The organism is Microbacterium sp. NPDC055357 (genome assembly GCF_053644835.1).
This window is the reverse complement of record NZ_JBSHLZ010000002.1, coordinates 285,516-302,421: the sequence shown is the minus strand read 5'-3', so window position 1 is coordinate 302,421 and position 16,906 is coordinate 285,516. Positions and strand designations below refer to the sequence as shown.

Annotated in this window: 22 protein-coding genes; 10 read left to right on the top strand and 12 right to left on the bottom strand. The window is 68.7% G+C overall.

Translation table 11 applies throughout. From position 1 onward, the window contains the following. Nucleotides 1-11 precede the first annotated feature (11 nt). A complete protein-coding gene (locus ACWICD_RS04645; RefSeq protein WP_454139421.1) occupies nucleotides 12-923 on the top strand; it encodes a restriction endonuclease in 912 nt (303 codons plus the stop codon). Between the two features lie 146 nt (nucleotides 924-1,069). On the opposite strand, the gene ACWICD_RS04640 is transcribed toward ACWICD_RS04645, so the two are convergent. Next, nucleotides 1,070-1,642 (bottom strand): tetratricopeptide repeat protein, encoded by a 573-nt coding sequence (locus ACWICD_RS04640; protein WP_376127191.1) that lies wholly within the window; start codon nucleotides 1,640-1,642, stop codon nucleotides 1,070-1,072. Between ACWICD_RS04640 and ACWICD_RS04635 the strand changes: the two genes are divergently transcribed. Together ACWICD_RS04635 and ACWICD_RS04630 are read left to right on the top strand one after the other, a co-directional pair. Beyond that, nucleotides 1,632-2,504 (top strand): PhzF family phenazine biosynthesis protein, encoded by an 873-nt coding sequence (locus ACWICD_RS04635; RefSeq protein ID WP_454139420.1) that lies wholly within the window; start codon nucleotides 1,632-1,634, stop codon nucleotides 2,502-2,504. The two genes, ACWICD_RS04640 and ACWICD_RS04635, sit on opposite strands and share 11 nt — an antisense overlap. 205 nt (nucleotides 2,505-2,709) lie before the next feature. After that, nucleotides 2,710-3,174 carry a hypothetical protein gene (locus ACWICD_RS04630; protein WP_454139419.1) on the top strand — a complete coding sequence of 155 codons (465 nt, stop codon included), beginning with the start codon at nucleotides 2,710-2,712 and terminating at the stop codon, nucleotides 3,172-3,174. Nucleotides 3,175-3,177: 3 nt separating this feature from the next. On the opposite strand, the gene ACWICD_RS04625 is transcribed toward ACWICD_RS04630, so the two are convergent. After that, the gene (locus ACWICD_RS04625; protein WP_454139418.1) at nucleotides 3,178-3,750 is read right to left on the bottom strand and encodes a YdeI/OmpD-associated family protein; all 573 of its coding nucleotides are present in this window, start codon (nucleotides 3,748-3,750) and stop codon (nucleotides 3,178-3,180) included. A gap of 86 nt (nucleotides 3,751-3,836) precedes the next feature. On the opposite strand from ACWICD_RS04625, the gene ACWICD_RS04620 reads away from it, so the two are divergent. The 3 genes from ACWICD_RS04620 (at nucleotide 3,837) to ACWICD_RS04610 (ending at nucleotide 5,623) form a co-directional block, all read left to right on the top strand. After that, nucleotides 3,837-4,526: an SDR family oxidoreductase gene (locus ACWICD_RS04620; protein ID WP_454139417.1), complete on the top strand. Its 690-nt coding sequence runs from the start codon at nucleotides 3,837-3,839 to the stop codon at nucleotides 4,524-4,526. 79 nt (nucleotides 4,527-4,605) lie between these two features. After that, entirely contained in the window at nucleotides 4,606-5,163 is a 558-nt protein-coding gene (locus ACWICD_RS04615; RefSeq protein ID WP_376127200.1) for an alpha/beta fold hydrolase, read from the top strand. Between the two features lie 10 nt (nucleotides 5,164-5,173). Then, the gene (locus ACWICD_RS04610) at nucleotides 5,174-5,623 is read left to right on the top strand and encodes a VOC family protein (protein ID WP_454139416.1); all 450 of its coding nucleotides are present in this window, start codon (nucleotides 5,174-5,176) and stop codon (nucleotides 5,621-5,623) included. Nucleotides 5,624-5,664: 41 nt separating this feature from the next. Here ACWICD_RS04610 and ACWICD_RS04605 read toward each other — a convergent pair whose 3' ends face one another. Both ACWICD_RS04605 and ACWICD_RS04600 read right to left on the bottom strand, forming a co-directional pair. After that, nucleotides 5,665-7,053: a DUF222 domain-containing protein gene (locus ACWICD_RS04605; RefSeq protein WP_454139415.1), complete on the bottom strand. Its 1,389-nt coding sequence runs from the start codon at nucleotides 7,051-7,053 to the stop codon at nucleotides 5,665-5,667. A 201-nt stretch (nucleotides 7,054-7,254) separates the two neighbouring features. Further along, a complete protein-coding gene (locus ACWICD_RS04600) occupies nucleotides 7,255-7,635 on the bottom strand; it encodes a hypothetical protein (RefSeq protein ID WP_454139413.1) in 381 nt (126 codons plus the stop codon). Between the two features lie 99 nt (nucleotides 7,636-7,734). Between ACWICD_RS04600 and ACWICD_RS04595 the strand changes: the two genes are divergently transcribed. After that, entirely contained in the window at nucleotides 7,735-9,375 is a 1,641-nt protein-coding gene (locus ACWICD_RS04595; protein WP_454139411.1) for an ABC-F family ATP-binding cassette domain-containing protein, read from the top strand. A 9-nt stretch (nucleotides 9,376-9,384) separates the two neighbouring features. On the opposite strand, the gene ACWICD_RS04590 is transcribed toward ACWICD_RS04595, so the two are convergent. Beyond that, nucleotides 9,385-9,735: a LysR family transcriptional regulator gene (locus tag ACWICD_RS04590; protein ID WP_454139409.1), complete on the bottom strand. Its 351-nt coding sequence runs from the start codon at nucleotides 9,733-9,735 to the stop codon at nucleotides 9,385-9,387. Nucleotides 9,736-9,843: 108 nt separating this feature from the next. Next, complete coding sequence (locus tag ACWICD_RS04585; RefSeq protein WP_376127212.1) at nucleotides 9,844-10,062, bottom strand: hypothetical protein; 219 nt, start codon at nucleotides 10,060-10,062, stop codon at nucleotides 9,844-9,846. 118 nt (nucleotides 10,063-10,180) lie between these two features. Here ACWICD_RS04585 and ACWICD_RS04580 point away from each other — a divergent pair, with 118 nt between their 5' ends. Next, entirely contained in the window at nucleotides 10,181-10,948 is a 768-nt protein-coding gene (locus ACWICD_RS04580) for an EI24 domain-containing protein (RefSeq protein ID WP_376127214.1), read from the top strand. A gap of 13 nt (nucleotides 10,949-10,961) precedes the next feature. On the opposite strand, the gene ACWICD_RS04575 is transcribed toward ACWICD_RS04580, so the two are convergent. The 4 genes from ACWICD_RS04575 to ACWICD_RS04560 all read right to left on the bottom strand — a co-directional run bounded on the left by ACWICD_RS04575 (nucleotide 10,962) and on the right by ACWICD_RS04560 (nucleotide 14,379). Next, entirely contained in the window at nucleotides 10,962-12,527 is a 1,566-nt protein-coding gene (locus ACWICD_RS04575) for a glycosyltransferase family 2 protein (protein ID WP_454139407.1), read from the bottom strand. A gap of 97 nt (nucleotides 12,528-12,624) precedes the next feature. Beyond that, nucleotides 12,625-13,818 carry a saccharopine dehydrogenase family protein gene (locus ACWICD_RS04570; protein WP_454139405.1) on the bottom strand — a complete coding sequence of 398 codons (1,194 nt, stop codon included), beginning with the start codon at nucleotides 13,816-13,818 and terminating at the stop codon, nucleotides 12,625-12,627. Nucleotides 13,819-13,822: 4 nt separating this feature from the next. Next, entirely contained in the window at nucleotides 13,823-14,044 is a 222-nt protein-coding gene (locus ACWICD_RS04565; RefSeq protein WP_376127219.1) for a DUF2188 domain-containing protein, read from the bottom strand. A gap of 86 nt (nucleotides 14,045-14,130) precedes the next feature. Continuing rightward, complete coding sequence (locus tag ACWICD_RS04560) at nucleotides 14,131-14,379, bottom strand: DUF4287 domain-containing protein (protein ID WP_454139403.1); 249 nt, start codon at nucleotides 14,377-14,379, stop codon at nucleotides 14,131-14,133. 30 nt (nucleotides 14,380-14,409) lie between these two features. Here ACWICD_RS04560 and ACWICD_RS04555 point away from each other — a divergent pair, with 30 nt between their 5' ends. Then, the gene (locus ACWICD_RS04555) at nucleotides 14,410-14,727 is read left to right on the top strand and encodes a YchJ family protein (RefSeq protein WP_376127223.1); all 318 of its coding nucleotides are present in this window, start codon (nucleotides 14,410-14,412) and stop codon (nucleotides 14,725-14,727) included. Nucleotides 14,728-14,779: 52 nt separating this feature from the next. Here ACWICD_RS04555 and ACWICD_RS04550 read toward each other — a convergent pair whose 3' ends face one another. After that, entirely contained in the window at nucleotides 14,780-14,983 is a 204-nt protein-coding gene (locus ACWICD_RS04550; RefSeq protein WP_376127225.1) for a cold-shock protein, read from the bottom strand. 540 nt (nucleotides 14,984-15,523) lie between these two features. Between ACWICD_RS04550 and ACWICD_RS04545 the strand changes: the two genes are divergently transcribed. After that, nucleotides 15,524-16,258 (top strand): hypothetical protein, encoded by a 735-nt coding sequence (locus ACWICD_RS04545; RefSeq protein WP_454139402.1) that lies wholly within the window; start codon nucleotides 15,524-15,526, stop codon nucleotides 16,256-16,258. Nucleotides 16,259-16,266: 8 nt separating this feature from the next. Here ACWICD_RS04545 and ACWICD_RS04540 read toward each other — a convergent pair whose 3' ends face one another. Then, on the bottom strand, nucleotides 16,267-16,842 hold the full coding sequence (locus ACWICD_RS04540; protein ID WP_454139401.1) for a TetR/AcrR family transcriptional regulator: 576 nt from the start codon (nucleotides 16,840-16,842) through the stop codon (nucleotides 16,267-16,269). Between the last annotated feature and the right edge of the window lie 64 nt (nucleotides 16,843-16,906).

Genomic DNA, 16,906 nt, shown 5'->3' with positions numbered 1-16,906 from the left:
AGAATGCAAACATGTCCGAAGATGCTTCGCTCGTACCGATCTGGCCGGTCTTGACTGTTCCCACGCTGAGGGTGCTTTCCGACGGTAGGAACTATCAGCGGCGCGAGATTTTCGACGCCGTTGCGGAGCACGCCAGCATCGGCGATGACGCACGTGCCGAAACGCTGAAGTCGGGCGGGACTCGTTACGAGCAGCGTATGGGATGGGTGCTCAGTCATCTTGGGAAGGCGCAATGGGTCGATAAACCCGAACGTGGCCGCTACGTCATCAACGATGCAGGCAGGAAAGCACTGGCGGATTATCCGAATGGATTCGATTACGCTCTCGCGCGAGAGGTCTTCGCGCCTTTCTGGCCTGAGAAGTCCAAGGCGTCACCGAGCGAAACACCGGAGACTTCCGACGAGATTTCCGATCCCATCGAAGTCATCGAAGATGCTGTGGCTCGGATTGAAGCCAGGGTCGGTGAGGACCTTCTCGATCGATTGAGGAACAGTCATCCTGATTTCTTCGAGCAGGCAGTCGTGGATCTGCTCCTGAAGATGGGCTACGGCGGAGCGGCCCAGCGCGGCAAACGCATCGGTGGAAGCAACGATGAAGGAATCGACGGGTTGATCGATCAGGATGCCCTTGGGCTCGATCAGGTCTACATTCAGGCGAAGAGATACAGAGCAGGAAACAACGTCGGGCGCGAGTCTATTCAGGCATTCGTCGGAGCGCTCCATGGCTTCGGGGCCTCTCGTGGAGTGTTCCTGACCACGAGTGCTTTCACCTCCGGTGCCAGTGACTACGCGCAGAAGGTGCAGTCGCGCATCATCCTGATCGACGGAGCGAAGCTTGTTGATCTGATGATCGCTTACCGGGTGGGTGTCCAGGAGAAACAGCGATTCAGTGCTGTTGAGGTCGACGAGGATTACTTCCAGTAGCCGTCTGCGTTCAGACCATGGCGGCGTTCACATCGAAGGTTGTTGGCTGCGGCGACGTCGTGGAGTTCCGCTTCAACGTGTCGTCGAGTTCCGGCTTGACGTCTGGGTCAGCTGCCCACTGATCGATCTGAGGGCGCCTGTGGAGATCAGCGTCCATTCGGCTCGGCTGAGGTCTCCGACTCGGTGAGCGCGGCGACGTAATTGCGCATCGAACGCCGGTAGCGAGGGAGCGCATCGATCTGCGCTTCGATGGCGACGCGGAGGGCTTCGTCCTTGCGGCCGGCGCTATGGAGCGCCAGAGCCAGCACGACGCGGGGTGCGGAACCTGTCGATTCATGGGTCGGGGCGGCCTGAAGGACGGCGATCGCTTCGTCGAGCCGGCCGAGGTTGCGCAGGGTCGATCCGTACTGGACGGCGAGCTGCGCGTGCCGGGCATCGTCGAGGCCGAGCTCGAGAGCCCGCTCGTATTCTGCGCCGGCTTCAGCTTCGAAGCCCATCGAGTCATACATGCCGGCGAGTTCGAATGCCGCCCGACCATCTGTGGCGGGGCATGCTTCGGCCACTTCGCGCATCGCGGCCACGCCTTCATCGCGCTCGAACGAGTCGAAGCGGTCCCAGAGATCGGCGACGGAGGCTTCCCACTGCTCGACTGCACGTGTCATAGCATCAACTCTGGCACGACCCGAAAGGTCAGGGACCTTGTGCTCGATGAGCGACACCAGCGGGAGGACTCGGCGCATGAACCGCAGATTCAGTCAGGTCGATGTGTTCGGTGAGTATCCCTGCACAGGCAATCCCGTCGCGGTCGTCTTGGATGCTGAAGGACTCGACGAAGAGGCGATGCGGAGGTTCTCGGTGTGGTCGAACCTGTCCGAATGCACCTTCGTGCTGCCGCCGACGGACACCGTGGCGGACTACCGGGTGCGCATCTTCAGCTTGAACACAGAGTTGCCGTTCGCCGGGCACCCCACGCTCGGAACCGCGCGCGCCTGGCTGACGGCGGGAGGCGTTCCGAAGCAGCGGGATGTCGTGATGCAGGAGTGCAGCGCCGGGCTGGTTCCCGTCCGAATCCAGGGGAACAGGCTCGCCTTCTCCGCGCCGCATCGACAGCGTTCGGGCCCCGTTGATCCGGGACTTCTGACCACACTGGTCGAGATTCTCGGGGTCGAGCGCGAGCAGGTTGTAGACGCGGAGTGGCTCGACAACGGGCCTGGGTGGGTGGGAGTCCTGCTCGACCACGCGAACACGGTGCTGGCACTGCGCCCGGATGCGACGGCGCACCCGGGCCGGTGGGACATCGGTATCATCGGCGCACACGATGCGGGATCGGATAGCGCGTTCGAACTGCGGGCGTTCTTCACCGAGGGTGATGGCGCGCTGCGCGAGGATCCAGTGACGGGGAGTCTGAACGCCGCCGCCGCGGAATGGCTTATCGCGACGGGCCGCGCCGACGCACCCTATCTCGCCGCGCAGGGCACCGCGATGGGCCGACGCGGCCGCATCCACATCAGCGCGGACGGTGGCAAGCTCTGGGTCGGCGGGCAGGCCGAGGTCATCCTCTCCGGATCCGCGACTTTATGACGGCGCCTGCACCCGGTCCCGCCAGCGGTCCACCGTCCCACCGCTCGCGGCGCACATAGCCGACCCGCTTCGGCTCGTCTACCTCGCGGATGGTGAAGATCTGATCGGCTTCGAACGCGTCGTCACTACCCATCGACGGGATCGGGTCCGTAGGCTGACGTGCTGACGCTTCGTTCTCGTCGCCCCCCCTGCGAAAGGATCATCGATGACCTCGGTGCGCACTGCTTCCGCCCTCCGCCGCGTCGGAACGCTCGGTGTTGCGGCGGGCTCCCTGCTCGCGACGGCCGGCGCCGGAGCGTGGTTCGCCGTCACGAAGCAGCTGCGTGATGAGAAGATCACGATCCCTCCCAATGCCCCCGCGCTCGCGGGAAAGCGGGTGCAGGGTCCGGCATCGGCCTACGTCGAAGCGCTCGTCATCAAGACCAACGCCGAACGCGGCGCCGACGGACGCACCTTCGCCGACATCAGCGCCGCGCTGCGCGGTGTCGACGCGGACAGTGATGAGGCGCGCGAACTGCGCAACCAGAGCTCTGCGCTTTCGACGGCGGCTTCGCTGCGCACATCCCTCATGACCTCCGTGCTCGCGTATGGCGTGAGTGCGTTCGTCGTCGGGCTCGGCGCTCTGTTCGTGATCGTGGGCGCGCAGCTGCGTTGCGCCGACGACCGCTAGCACTCATCCGGACAGGAGCCGCGCGACGAGTTTCTCGATGCGCCGCTCGAGTGTCGCGGGCGTCGCCGCGACGAGGAGCGGATGCAACGCGCTGTAGCGCTCGGAGCGGCTCAGCGCGGCGAACGCGGCCCGTGCCTCCGGCGCCCCCTCGAGAGCGGCGACCAGGGCGGCGGGCGGCTCCGCCGTCGCCGAACCGGCATAGGCGCGGTCCCAGCGGCCGTCTGCCTTCGCGCGCTCGATCTCTGCGGCCCCGCGCGGGCGCAGACGCCCCTCGGCATCGAGCCGCGCGACGATGCCGACGTTGCGCTGCGACCAGATCGAGCGTGCGCGGCGCGGAGTGAACCGCTGGCGGTAGACCTGGTCGTCGATGGATTTGCTCTGTCCGTCGATCCAGCCGCTGCACAGCGCTTCTTCGAGCGCCGCGGCGTAAGTGACCGAGGTCGGGGATGCGACACCCTTCTTCGCGAGCATCAGCCAGACACCGTCGGAGTCGTGCTCATGAGCGATCAACCACGCGCGCCAGGCATCGGCGTCCGCGACGACCAGCGGAACCGGCTCGGTCTCGGGAGTTCTCATGGAGTCACCCTGTCACCTCAGGAGGACAGAAGGTGTCCTCGATCAGCCGGGGCCGCGTGGATACGCGTGTGTGTGACGATGGAGCAATGTCGACGCACTTCTTGACCGGCGCCGGATCGGGTATCGGCGCGGCACTCGCCGCCCGCCTGCTCGCGCGCGGAGATGACCTCGTTCTGCTCGCCCGCGATGCGCAGCGGGCGCGTGAGCTCGAGACGCAGTTCCCCGGTTCGCGTACCGTCGTCGCCGACCTCGCTCACCCGGCCGGCTTGGCCGACGCGCTGTCGCCGCAGGATCTGCCCGCACGGATCGACACGCTGTCGCACATCGCCGGAGTCGTCGATCTCGGTGCCGTCGCCGACATGCCGACGGCACTCTGGGATCGCCAGCTCACGGTCAACCTGATCGCTCCGGCCGAGCTCACGCGGCTGCTGCTGCCGGCCGTGCGCGCGGCGAAGGGTCAGGTGCTCTTCGTCAATTCGGGCGCGGGCCTGCGCACGTCGCCGGAGTGGGCCGCGTACGCGGCTTCGAAGCACGGCCTCAAGGCGCTCGCCGACGGGCTGCGCCAGGAAGAGGCGCCGCACGGCGTTCGGGTGACGTCGGTCTATCCCGGGCGGACCGCCACGCCGATGCAGCAGCGTGTCCACGAGCAGGAGGGCCGCGAGTACGACACGGCCGGCCTGATCGACCCCGAGTCGGTCGTGACGAGCATCCTGACGGCGCTCGATCTGCCACGCGACGCGCAGGTCGTCGATGTGGCGATTCGGCCGGGCGCGTAGCCGCGCGCGCGGTCCGGTCCGTGCCCCGTCGGCCTAATACCCTTGAGGGAGGCCACGCCACGCGAGAGGACCCCCACCCATGACAGACACCCAGATCTTCGAACCCGAGGGCCGCAGCATCCCGTTCGTCGAAGAAGGTGAGGGCCCCGTCAAGCTCGTCCTGCTCCCCGAGTCGGAGCAGGACCTCCTGGCCATCGTCGCGCACTACCTCGCCGAAGAGGCGGGGTTCCACGTCATCCGGATCGGTCTCCGTCCGGATGCTGCGAACCTGGACGAACGGGTGCAGGACGTCATCGCGGTGATCGACCACCTCGGCCTGGACCACACGTGGGTCGGCGGACACGGCTCGGGCGGCACGGTCGCGCGTGCCGTCGTCTCGGCGCACGGCGACCGCGCGAACGGGCTGCTTCTTCTCGGGGTCGAAGACGAAGACATCCCTCTCGCGCCGGTGATCCCGGTCTTGATCGTCCAGGGCGACGGTGACGAGGTCACGGTGCCCGCCAACGGCGAGCGGCTGCAGTCCACGGCGCCCGAGCGTGCCAGCATCAAAACCGTGGAGGGCGCCGGGCATCTCTTCCCGCTGACGCACCCCATTGAGACCGCGGTCATCATCGAGGAGTATCTCGACTGGGACTGAGGAGGACCGGATGCCACGCATCGTGCGCTTCGACCACATCGGGGTCACCGTCCGCGACCTCGACCTCGTGGTCGGGTTCTTCGTGGGTCTCGGCCTCGAGATCGAGGGCCGCACGGTCGTCGAGGGCGAGTTCATCGACACGGTGACGGGCATCCCGGGGTCACGCAGCGAGATCGTCATGCTGCGACCGCCGAAGGGCGGCACGATGATCGAGGTGTCGAGCTTCGAGCGTCCGGACATGGTGCCGGGATCTATCGCGCCGATGGCGAACGAGCTGGGTCTGCGAAGCGTGGCCTTCGAAGTCGATGACCTTCCCGCGACGATCGCGCAGCTCGCGACGGACAGGTACGCGCTCGTCGGCGGTATGGGCGAGTACGAAGGTGTGTGGCGCATGGCATATGTACGCGGTCCCGAAGGCATCATCGTCGCGCTGGCGCAGAGGATCGACGCCGAGTCGTAGGCGCGAGTCGACAAGCAGCGACCGCCGGACCCGCGGGCGGATCAGAAGGGTGCGGGTGGTCCGTCGTCGGGTCGGAAATGCACGCCGAGGGACGGGGGATGCTCGAGGTAGTCGCGTCCCAGTGGTGAGGTCCATCTCAGCACCCCGTCGGGGAGCTGTTCGACTTTCCATGGGGTGAATTGCTTCATGCTGTGGTGCCGTTGGCAGAAATGGGCGAGGTTGCGGACGTCGGTGGGCCCGCCGAGGGCGGCGTCGATCGTGTGGTCGACTTCGCAGCGGATGGCGGGAAGGCGGCAGCCGGGGAAGCGACAGTGTTGGTCGCGCGCTCGGAGGTAGCGGTCGATGGCTGTGGTGCGCTGGTAGGTGTCGACGTGGAGGACGGTGCCGGTGATGGGGTGCGTGAGGACGCGTTCCCAGGGGCTGCGTGTGGCGGCGGCGAGCTCGCGGGCGGTGGCGGGGTCGATGGGGGAGTGGCCGACGAGGTCGGCCGGTGCGGTGTCTGAGCCGAGGAGCGTGAGGACGGGAACGACGATCTGAACCTTCGCGCGAATGGCGCCCAGGCGCCCGGGGCCGTCGTCGGTGCGAGTCGGGTCGGCGCCTGGCGCCGAGGTGAGAAGCATGTCTGCGAGCAGGTCGGTGCGCAGCTGGTTCGTCGTGCGGGTGTCGGAGGCGATCAGCTGGAGCCGGAGGGTTTCCTCATCGACTGGTTTCTCATCGCCGTCATCGATGCCGTCAGCGGCCGCGATCCGTTTCCGCGCGTCGGCCGCGGCGCGTGTGCGCGCGTCGGTGATGCTGCGGGCTTGTCGGGTGAGGCGGTCGTAGATCGCATCGGCGAGGAGCGAGGGCAGGGTCGCACAGAGGTCGGACATGCCGTCGCCGATCGGCACGATCCAGACGGTGCGTTGTTCGGCGGCGTCGGCGTGCCGCTCGGCGAGGGTACGGGGGTGGAGATGCTCGGCGAGGAGTTCGAGTTCGCGCCGCACCCGCCCGGGGGTTTCGACCGCGCACCGGCGCAGTGCGTCGAGTTCGAACGCCCCGCGCTGGTCGGGGGGCAGGTGCGTGCCGGTCTCGGTGATGACCCGGACGTGCGCGCGGGTGATCTCACCCGCCTCCCACGTCTGCAGGGTCGCGGGGTAGTCCTCGACCAATTCGGTCGCGTCGCCGATCTGGCGCTGCACGGATCGGTCGGTCAGGCGCAGCACACCGGCGACTTCGGCGGCGATCGATCGCAGCACCATGTCGTGCTCTCGGACGCTGGCCCGACTGCGCGCGGACTGGGCGCGGGCGAGGTGCCCGGCGCGGGCGAGCGCGCGGGTCTGGGCGGCCTGAGCTGCGGCGATGACCGCCTGCGTCTTCTCGACCTCGGCGACGATCTCGGCCAGCTTCGCGCTGTCTGCGTCGGTGAGGCCGATCAACCGGTTCGAATGCATGTACTAAGGTTACGCGGGGCCTCCGACATCGCCTCTGTGTTGTCCACAGGCGCGAGATACCGCTCCGCGTCGTCCGTCTTCGCGCCGATGACCTCGGGAGACGCCTGGAATCGACCCGACTCGGCGCGGCCTTGGTCGAGCACTCATGAGTCACGCGAGCGGGCGCAGACCTCGCTTCGCAGCATCCGCCTTCGGGTCGGTTCAGGTCCAGGGCAGTCGCGTGGACTCGACGACGTAGATGCCGAGCGAGACGAGCAGCGCGCCCAGGGCGAGGCCGCCCATGAGCCAGGCGAGGCGGCGATTGGTCGCGACCCGGTCGTGCCCCCTGCGCGCCGTCGCGAACATCACGAGCCACATCACGATCACGAAGACGAGGCCGATGATGGGCAGCACGACCTGGATCTGGAAGGCGAAGCAGTAGAGCACGACCGCCACGACGGCGAGTACGCCCGCCGGCACGAGCCAGCGCGAACTCGCGCCCGTCTGGAGCGCGGCCTGGTTGGTGAGATCGGTCGCATTCGGCGTCGGCTGCTGGTCGGGCAGCCGGAGCGGTCCATGCGGGTCAGGTGTGGGATCGGTCATGGGGTACTCCTCCCGTCAGCTCCAGAGTCCCGCAAGCAGCGAGGCATCGCGCGGGGGTTGACAAGCTCGAGAGGCCACCCGAGCTGAGAGGATTGGGCAATGACCGCAACCCTTGTCGCACGTGGAATCGCGGGCGGCCACGGCCATCGCACGCTCTTCGATTCGCTCGATCTGACCGTCGCGCCCGGAGACGTCGTCGGCGTCGTCGGCGCGAACGGGGCGGGCAAGTCGACCCTGCTGCGGATACTCGCGGGCATCGACGAGCCGCAGGCCGGCAGCATCTCGCTCGCGCCCACCGATGCCTTCGTCGGCTGGCTGCCGCAGGAGCACGAGCGCGTCGAGGGTGAGACGGTCGCCGAGTACATCGCACGTCGCACGGGATGCGCCGAAGCGACGACAGACATGGATGCCGCGGCATCCGCTCTCGGTGACGGCACCGACTCCGCAGCATCCGACGTCTACTCGGCGGCCCTCGAACGCTGGCTCGCGAGCGGAGCGGCCGATCTCGACGAGCGGATGCCGGCCCTCCTCGCCGATCTCGGTCTCGATGTGGGCGGGGACGCGCTCATGACGTCGCTCTCGGGCGGGCAAGCGGCGCGCGTCGGGCTCGCGGCGCTCCTGCTGTCGCGCTTCGACATCGTGCTTCTCGACGAGCCCACGAACGACCTCGACCTCGACGGACTCGAGCGTCTCGAGACGTTCGTGCGGGGACTGCGCGGCGGCGTCGTGCTGGTCAGCCATGACCGAGAGTTCCTCGCACGGTGCGTGACACGAGTGCTCGAAATCGACCTGGCGCAGAACTCGAACCGCGTCTTCGGCGGCGGGTACGACTCGTATCTCGAGGAGCGCGCGACGGCTCGTCGACACGCGCGCGAGAAGTACGATGAGTTCGCCGACAAGAAGGCCGACCTCGTCGCGCGGGCGCGCGTGCAGCGCGAGTGGTCGAGCCAGGGCGTGCGCAACGCGATGAAGAAGTCCCCCGACAACGACAAGATCCGGCGCAAGGCGGCGACGGAGTCCAGCGAGAAGCAGGCGCAGAAGGTGCGTCAGATGGAGAGCCGCATCGCGCGGCTCGACGAGGTCGACGAGCCGCGCAAGGAATGGCAGCTCGAATTCACGATCGGGTCAGCCCCGCGCTCGAGCACCGTCGTGTCGACGCTCAGCGACGCGGTGCTCCGGCAGGGCTCGTTCACGCTCGGGCCGGTGTCGCTGCAGGTGAACGCGGGGGAGCGCATCGGCATCACGGGACCCAACGGCGCCGGAAAGTCGACGCTGCTGCGCGCACTGCTGGGCGCACAGACGCCCGATGCGGGCACGGCCTCGCTCGGCGCGAATGTACAGATCGGCGAGATCGATCAGGCACGTTCGGCGTTCGCCGGCTCACAGCCGCTCGCCGATGCGTTCGAGGCTCTCGTGCCGGTCCTCGCGGCGGGGGAGGTGCGCACGCTGCTGGCGAAGTTCGGGCTCAAGGCGGATCACGTGCTGCGCCCTGTCGACGAGCTGTCGCCGGGCGAGCGCACGCGTGCCGCGCTCGCTCTGCTGCAGGCACGGGGAGTCAACGTGCTCGTGCTCGACGAGCCGACGAACCACCTCGACCTGCCGGCGATCGAACAGCTCGAGCAGGCGCTGGAGTCGTACGACGGCACGCTGCTGCTCGTGACCCACGACCGGCGGATGCTGTCGACGGTGCGCACCGATCGGCAGTGGCGGGTGGATGCCGGTCAGGTGACCGAGCTGTAGCTCGAGCCGCTACCGCCCCTGACGCTTCTTGTACGGCTTCGGCTGACCCTTCACGACCGGAGCGCGGCCCTTGCCCTTCGACGCTTTCGCCTTGCCGCCTGCTGGTGCGGACGACTTCGCTCCCGGAGCAGGGGCGTCGGCAGTTCGGCGCTTCGCTTCTTCGAGCAGCAGCATCCCCGCGTCGGTGAGAACCCATCCGGATTTCGCGCAGTTGATGATCGGATGCCCGACTTCTGCCTCGAGCCTTTCGATCGAAGAGTGAAGCGCAGCGAGCGGGATGCCGAGAGTCGCGGCCGCCCGCGGAACGTGGAGGTCGTCGGCGACGAGCGCCAGAAACCGCTGCAGGTCGATGATCTTCACTGGAGAGCTTCCGTTTGTTCGCCGGGGTGGGTCACTCCATGGTGCCCTACCGGGCGCGTCTCTCGCGCCGACGACATGATCTCCGGCCCTGCGTGGGAGCACTCGGGGTCAGAGGGACACCTCGGTCTCGATGTCTTCGGCGAGGTCCTCGACGGCCTCGGGTGGCAGTGCGATGCCCGCGGCATCGAGCCGCTGGCCGAGCAGGTGGCTCACGTCACCGGACACCTGGCCGTGGCGGATCTCGTCGGCCACCTCTTCGACGACGTTCTCGATCGCCTCGGCCCGGTCGGGATCGAGAGCGAGATGGTGGTTCGTGTGGCTGGTCATGCCGTCACCTTGGACTCGCGCGCATGCGCGACGCACCCCCTTGACGGTGGCGTGCTTTTGAGCATCCGGCGACGACGTCGCGCCAGACCTCGCGACACGCGGCGCCTAAGCTGAGCCGATGCGAGAGTTCGGGCGGGGGGTCGCGCTGCTGGGGCGCGGGTTCGGCTACTGGTCGAAACGCCCCGGGCTCATGGTCCTCGGGCTCGTGCCCGCGGCGATCGTCGGGGCCCTGTTCCTCGCGGGACTCATCGCGCTCGCCGTGTCGCTGCCGGGGCTGACCGAAGCACTGACGCCTTTCGCCGGATCGTGGCCGGCGCTGTGGGCCACCGTCATCCGCATCGCGATCGGCACGGCGCTGCTCGGCGCCGCCCTCGTGCTCGTCGCCGTCACGTTCACGGCGCTCACACTGCTCATCGGCGAGCCCTTCTACGACCGCATCTGGCAGGCGGTCGAGGAGGATCTCGGCGACGCCGGCGTCGGCGCGGCCTACGGATTCTGGCGCTCCGTGTGCGACACCGTCGGGCTGATCGCTCGAGGAGCAGCGATCGCACTGCTCGCGGCGCTGACGGGGCTCATCCCCGTGGTCGGGGGCATCCTCGCGACGATCCTCGGGCTGCTTCTCACCGGCTGGCTGCTGGCCACGGAGCTGACATCGCGCGCGCTCACTGCCCGCGGCATCCTGCCGGCGGCACGCAAGGATCTGCTGCGCCGGCACCGCGCCCGGGCGCTCGGGTTCGGCGTCGCCACGCAGCTCTGCTTCCTCGTTCCCGGCGGCGCTGTCGCGACGATGCCGGCCGCTGTCGCCGGTTCGACCGTCCTCGCCCGAACACTGCTCGACGCCGACACTGCTCGACGGGGCGAAGCGGCTCCGCCGACTCCGCGCTAGGTCGCCGACCGGCTCATCGCAGGAGCTTGTCCGTCAGCCTCCGCTTGATGCCCGGGGGCAGCACGCGGCCGGCGAAGCGTCGCACGCCGCGCAATCCGCGTGCGGTTAAAACACCCCAACGGGTGTCGACGCGTGCGGGTCGCACGCGGACCGCGCCGTCGTCGCCGACTTCGATCCGACACGTGATACCGGTCGGGGAATGCTCTTCGCGCAGCGCCGGGGACCCCCGCAGAAGCACATCGAACGTCCAGCCGGCGCACCGGACGTGTGCCCTCAGCGTGCCGTCCCTCACCCGGTCGAAGGCGATGGCCGGGTCCAGAGCGATGTGCGCCTCGCCCGCCCGCAACCGTGACCGACCGATGACGCGGACCCCCCCATCCTCGGTGAGCACGAGCTCCACGCGGCTCGCGTTCAGGTCCCGCCGCGCGGTTCGAACCTCACGAGTGAGCGCGCCGAGCGCATCCGGCGCCCGCCACACGCCCTCGCTGTCGAAGACGAGAGCATCCGTCCCGTCGCTCCGCACCCGCACGTGGACGCCGAGCGTCAGCAGGCCGAGGCGTGATCGCACCGAGACCAGCTCCGCGCGACACTCCAGATCGGACTCGAATCGAGCGAGAGCCATCAGATCGTCACGTCGCCCCGCGCGCAGCAGTTCGGAGCGCACCCGGTGCGGAAACGACAGACCGGCGGCGACGCCCACCCCGAAGCGCTCGCGCACCAGCGGGATCACGACGTCGAGGAACCGGTCCCGGTACTCGTCGGGATAGCGCAGCATGCGGCCGCCCTCGATGCGCTTCAGGATCTTTCCGCGGAACCAGTGCCGCAGCAGATCGTCCCGGAGCTCTCCGGGCGCCGTATTCGCCTCGACGACGTCGAGCACGGCGGCCAAGGACGGAAAGTACGTCTCCGGATCGATGCGCGACGAACTCGCGCTGCCCTCGTTCTTCCGCCACGCGTAGCACGACTCCGACGCGAGGATCGAGATCGTCGACGCGGCGAAATACGCGCGCATGACGAACAGGTGATCCTCGAGCCGCACGCGGCCGTCGGGAAAGCGGATGCCGTTGTCTCGCAGGAACGACGTGCGGAACAGCTTGTGCGGGGTCAGCAACTGAAGCAGCGGGTCCCGTCCCAGCTCGGCGCGGGGGATGTCGCGACGGAAGATCGCTTCGGGGATCCGACGGCCGACACCTACGACCCTGCCGACGAGCACATCCGATGCACGTTCATCCGCTTCGTCGCACATCCGCCGCAGGGCGTCGTCGAACAGCCGGTCGTCCTGGTCGGCGAAGAAGACGTAGCGGCCGCGCGCCGCGTCGATGCCGTGGTTGCGCGGCGTCCCCGGCCATCCCGAGTGCTCCAGCGTGAGGACGCGGACGTGCTCACGCGTTCGGGCGACGTCGGCGAGCCGGGCCCGCGTGTCCTCGCCCGAACCGTCGTCGCACAGGAGCACCTCGTACTCAGCGGCATCCATCGTCTGATCGTCGAGCGAGCGGATGAGGTCGTCGAAGGACTGCTTCGGCTCGAAGACGGGAACGATCACGCTCACGCGGACCCGGTGGTCGTCGGTGCGGGCCATCGTGCTCCTGTCGTCTCACACGTCGAACAGAAACGATATGCGTCCGAGCAGCGGGTTCCGGTGGGGTTGACAGGCGCGGACATCCTCGTGGCGACGCTCAGCGCAGCGACTCGACCGACACGGTGAAGCGATGTGCCCGCAGACGCTCCACGAGGTGGTCGCCCATCGCGACCATGGGGGTGAGCACGCTGGCACGATCGGGAAGATCATCGGATGCCAGGCTCAGCGCCGATTCGCCGAGCATGACGCCCGTGCCGCTGTATCCCGGATCCAACGGTGCCGCCACCCGAGCACGCACCGGTTCGCCGTCGACGGGGTACACGTCGACCTCGATGGTGAACCGCCCGCGCTCGATCGCTTCGTCGTCCGGTCCGGTCCCCGGAGCCGGGAGCACCCGATCCAGCAGTGCCCGCGTCGGCGGGAACGACAGCGCGCCGACGAGACCCGCCGTGCCTGCAGCGATGCCGGCTGCACGGATCGCGCCCGGAACGCCACGGCCGGTGGCGACGACCTCGCGATACCTCATGAGCTGGCCGTAGCTCCACCCCGTGAGGTAGTTCGAGCGCTGCACGATCTGCTGGTTGTACGCGCCCATGACGAACGGTGCCTGCCATGAGGCTCCGACTCTGGACGCGCCGCTCGAGGACGGACGCGGCAGACGAACCGCGGGGCCGGGCGTGAGGGCATAGGGATCCGCGACGATGCGGCGAGCCGCGGCATCCGACTGCGCTTCCTTCATCTGCTGTCGCAGGGAGTCGATCGTGCCCCCGCTGACACCGCCGCGCAGCGAACGCACCCGCACCGTGGCCTCGACGATCGGTATGCCGCCTGCCGCTGCGTGAGCGATCCCCAGTCCGAGGTCGGACGGAACGGAATCGAAACCGCACGAGTGCACGATCCGCGCGCCGCTCGCCTCGGCGGCCGCGTGATTGTGTTCGATGCTGCGCGCGACGAAGATGCTCTCGCCCGACAGGTCGGCGTATGACGTGCCCGCGCGGGCGCAGGCGGCAGCGACCTCGACTCCGTAGCGCAGGTACGGTCCCACCGTCGTGGCGACGACCGACGTCGACGCCGCGAGCCGCGCAACGGCCGCGTCGTCCGCCGTGTCGACCTCGACGATCGGCCATTCGACGCCGAGGTCGCGCTTCAGCGCGTTCAGACGCTCGCGCGACCGGCCCGCGACGGCGATGCGGACGCCCGGTGGAGCAGAGTGCGCGAGATGGCGGGCCGTGAAGCGCCCGACGAAGCCGGTCGCTCCGAGCAGGACGACGTCATGTTCGCGGTCGCCCATCCGTCTACGGCCGCTCGTCGCCGTGCTGCGGGTCGGTGATCGCCCCCGTGGGCTCGGCGTCCTCGACGTCGTGCGACCAGCCGAGGCGGTCTGCGACCGCTCGACCCTCGTCGACGGCCTCTTCACGGCTCGTATAGCTGCGGGACAGGTCGGGGTGCCCCTCGACGATGTTCTCCCACTGCCCGCGGTTGGAACGGGTGATGACGGTGCGCGTGTTCTCGGTCACAGGTCCTCCCATCGCACGCGTTCAGCCTGCGCGAACTGCCGCCCGAGCGCGAGGGGGTTGACGCGACCGTGTCCGCCGCGGGCTGATCAGTCGGCCAGCTGGGCCTTCGCATAGGCGACGAGCGCGTTGGCGTGGCCATGGCCGAGGCCGTGCTCGGATTTCAGCCAGGCGACGACCTGCATGTGCGGCTCGTCATCGAGCCGGTCGGCGACGAGATCGAGCCATTCCTGGATCGGGCGCCCGTAGGTCTGCTCGATGCTCGGGAAGTACGAAGCGGGCCCCTTCACCTTCTCGCCGGGGGCCGGATCGGGCGCGGTCACGCGGTGTGCGGTCATGACCGACAGAGTATCGAGCAGGATGGTCCCATGTCCCGCGAACCCGAGACCGCCGAAGAACTGATGCGTTCGCGCTTCGACGCGTTCCGACGAGCGGATGCCGCGTGGCTGCGGCACACGTGGCATCCGTCCACCCGACCGGAGTCGCTGGACCTGGGCGACAATCCGCGCTGGCGCGGTCTGCAGATCATCGACACGGTCGCGGGCGGGCCGGGCGACCAGACGGGCATCGTCGAGTTCCGGGCGACGTATCTCGCCGACGAGGGCGGTGTCGGCGTGCTGCACGAGCGATCGCGCTTCGTGCGCGAGGGGGGACGCTGGTTCTATGTCGACGGTGACGTGGGGTGAATGGCACGAGGCCCGCCCCCGGGTAGGGGACGGGCCTCGTTGAACGCGTGGATCAGAGGGGACGGATGTTCGCCGCCTGCATGCCCTTGGGGCCACGCTCTGCGTCGAATTCGACCTTCTGGTCTTCGCGGAGCTCCTTGAAGCCATCGGCCGCGATCGCGCTGAAGTGAGCGAAAAGGTCGGCGGAGCCGTCATCGGGTGCGATGAACCCGTATCCCTTTTCGGAGTTGAACCATTTCACGGTGCCAGTGGCCATCGTGTCTTTCCTTTTACCATTCGGGCCGCCGGAGCGACCGGTTGTGCCGCGCCAACGAATGCGACGCGGACGGGGGTGCGGAGCCAGTCGCGTGTGCGACGGCTCCGGAGTGATGAGGGACGCCGCGACGGCGGCACGTGCACTGCTCTGCGTGCTGTGCAGACCGAGGCTCTGGCCGCGGGCGCCGTGCGCGTGCACACCGCCGGATGTGGTGTCGGTGAAGCCGGCGTATTCTCCGGCGAATGTGGCGACGTGCACGCCGTCGTCGGCCTGACGCCACTGCGGCGTGGTGTCAGGCGCGAGGGCAGCAGTCGAAATGCTGTCGAACAAGAAGTGGTCCAAGCTTGCGAAAGGGTGAGAACCCGAAGCGCAGGTGATGATGAGATGAAGGGCCGGCGGGCCGCGAAGAGCGCGTTACAGCGATGCTTCTCCACTGTGAGAAGGTGGAACGGGTCGCGTGTGCCAGGCAGGATGGTCCGAGTGTAGCACGGCTTAGAACGGATGCTGGCATGGCGCGTCTCGTCCGCGCATGATGGGCGTGTGCTCGATGCGCAGGAGATCCGCGAGCTCGCCCGGCTGCGAGCTCGCGCGTACGCGCCCGACGGCGATCTGCGGGATGACCCGAGCGCCCTCGTCAGGCTGCAGCAGCTGGAGGACCGGGCGCACGCCGGTGACGCCGTCGTGCCCGATGCGGCGCCCGACCTGCCCTCCGGTGGGGTGCCGGCGCAGGAATCGCCCGTGTCTGCGCGCCGACGATGGCGGTTCGCCGCGATCCTCGTCGCGGTGGTGGCCGTCACCGCCGCTGTCTCGGCCGCCGTCGCGACGACCATCGCCGCGCCCGAGCCGGCAGATCCCGTGCGTTTCCAGACGATCGTGCAGGGGGAGGGGTGGCTCACCGACAGTACGAGCGCCGTCATCGACTGCCTCGAAGCAGACGCGTGGCAGGTGGAATGGGATGAAGCGACCGGCACGCTGGGCTTCACCGACGAGCGCGAAGGTCACGCCGCGGCCGTCAGGGCGTGCGCCGCGACGGTGCGTGCCGAATACGACGACCGCATCCGTGAGTTGCGCGGTCTGCGGTGGTACCCGGTCGAGATGCGCATCGCGAGCTGCCTGCGGGCGCAGGGCATCGACGTTCCCGAACTGCCGTCGCGGCGCGAGTTCGCGGCGCTCTACGACACCCCCGACGCGTGGACGGCGTACGGCTTCGTCACCGACCTGTCGCCGGAGGAATGGGGCCGCATCAGCGCGGCCTGCCCGCCGGACGCCGAGTGAGAGGCCGGTCAGGCCGGGCCCAGAGACGCCGCCACGAGACGGGCGGCATCGCCGGGAACCCGCGGGGCACGGCTCAGGGCCCGCAGGACGAGCGCGCCGGCGAGTGACTCGATGATCTCGTCGAAGGGTGCTGCCGGCGTGAGGTTCGGCGTCTGCCCGACGGCGGCCTCGAGCCTGCCGGCGAGCGACTCGGACCCCGTGAGGCTGTCGCGCAGGCGCTTTCCGACCTCGGCGTTCTCGGCCGCCGCAGCCACGAGCGAGCGCAGCAGCCCCTCGCCCTGCGCGTGCTCGAGGAGAGACAGCACCTCATCGACCCAGGCGGTGAGGTCTGCCCTGATGTCTCCGGTGTCCGACGGCGCGAGGCGATCGGGCAGCAGCATCCCCTCGAGCAGGCATTCGGCGACCAGGGCGCTCTTGGATCCCCACCACCGGTAGATCGTCTGCTTGCCGACGCCGGCGTCGGCGGCGATGCCCTCGATCGTGAGGTGGTCGTAGCCGCGCTGCGCGAATTGACGCGCCGTCGCTCGGAGGATCGCGAGCCGCGCCGCCTCGCTGCGCACGGGTCCGGTTCGCACACGGGTCATGCGCGTCATCCTACGGAGCATCGTCAAGACGAGACGGTGCGTATCATCTAAGGGACAACTCGAG

Bases quoted from the DNA above. Each gene is read 5' to 3' on its own strand.
- ACWICD_RS04615 (WP_376127200.1), top strand. From the start codon at position 4,606: ATGACAGACACCCAGATCTTCGAACCCGAGGGCCGCAGCATCCCGTTC.
- ACWICD_RS04605 (WP_454139415.1), bottom strand. From the start codon at position 7,053: ATGCATTCGAACCGGTTGATCGGCCTCACCGACGCAGACAGCGCGAAG.
- ACWICD_RS04625 (WP_454139418.1), bottom strand. From the start codon at position 3,750: ATGAGAACTCCCGAGACCGAGCCGGTTCCGCTGGTCGTCGCGGACGCC.
- ACWICD_RS04585 (WP_376127212.1), bottom strand. From the start codon at position 10,062: ATGACCAGCCACACGAACCACCATCTCGCTCTCGATCCCGACCGGGCC.
- ACWICD_RS04630 (WP_454139419.1), top strand. From the start codon at position 2,710: ATGACCTCGGTGCGCACTGCTTCCGCCCTCCGCCGCGTCGGAACGCTC.
- ACWICD_RS04595 (WP_454139411.1), top strand. From the start codon at position 7,735: ATGACCGCAACCCTTGTCGCACGTGGAATCGCGGGCGGCCACGGCCAT.
- ACWICD_RS04570 (WP_454139405.1), bottom strand. From the start codon at position 13,818: ATGGGCGACCGCGAACATGACGTCGTCCTGCTCGGAGCGACCGGCTTC.
- ACWICD_RS04580 (WP_376127214.1), top strand. From the start codon at position 10,181: ATGCGAGAGTTCGGGCGGGGGGTCGCGCTGCTGGGGCGCGGGTTCGGC.
- ACWICD_RS04645 (WP_454139421.1), top strand. From the start codon at position 12: ATGTCCGAAGATGCTTCGCTCGTACCGATCTGGCCGGTCTTGACTGTT.
- ACWICD_RS04560 (WP_454139403.1), bottom strand. From the start codon at position 14,379: ATGACCGCACACCGCGTGACCGCGCCCGATCCGGCCCCCGGCGAGAAG.
- ACWICD_RS04635 (WP_454139420.1), top strand. From the start codon at position 1,632: ATGAGCGACACCAGCGGGAGGACTCGGCGCATGAACCGCAGATTCAGT.
- ACWICD_RS04540 (WP_454139401.1), bottom strand. From the start codon at position 16,842: ATGACCCGTGTGCGAACCGGACCCGTGCGCAGCGAGGCGGCGCGGCTC.
- ACWICD_RS04610 (WP_454139416.1), top strand. From the start codon at position 5,174: ATGCCACGCATCGTGCGCTTCGACCACATCGGGGTCACCGTCCGCGAC.
- ACWICD_RS04600 (WP_454139413.1), bottom strand. From the start codon at position 7,635: ATGACCGATCCCACACCTGACCCGCATGGACCGCTCCGGCTGCCCGAC.
- ACWICD_RS04550 (WP_376127225.1), bottom strand. From the start codon at position 14,983: ATGGCCACTGGCACCGTGAAATGGTTCAACTCCGAAAAGGGATACGGG.
- ACWICD_RS04555 (WP_376127223.1), top strand. From the start codon at position 14,410: ATGTCCCGCGAACCCGAGACCGCCGAAGAACTGATGCGTTCGCGCTTC.
- ACWICD_RS04620 (WP_454139417.1), top strand. From the start codon at position 3,837: ATGTCGACGCACTTCTTGACCGGCGCCGGATCGGGTATCGGCGCGGCA.
- ACWICD_RS04575 (WP_454139407.1), bottom strand. From the start codon at position 12,527: ATGGCCCGCACCGACGACCACCGGGTCCGCGTGAGCGTGATCGTTCCC.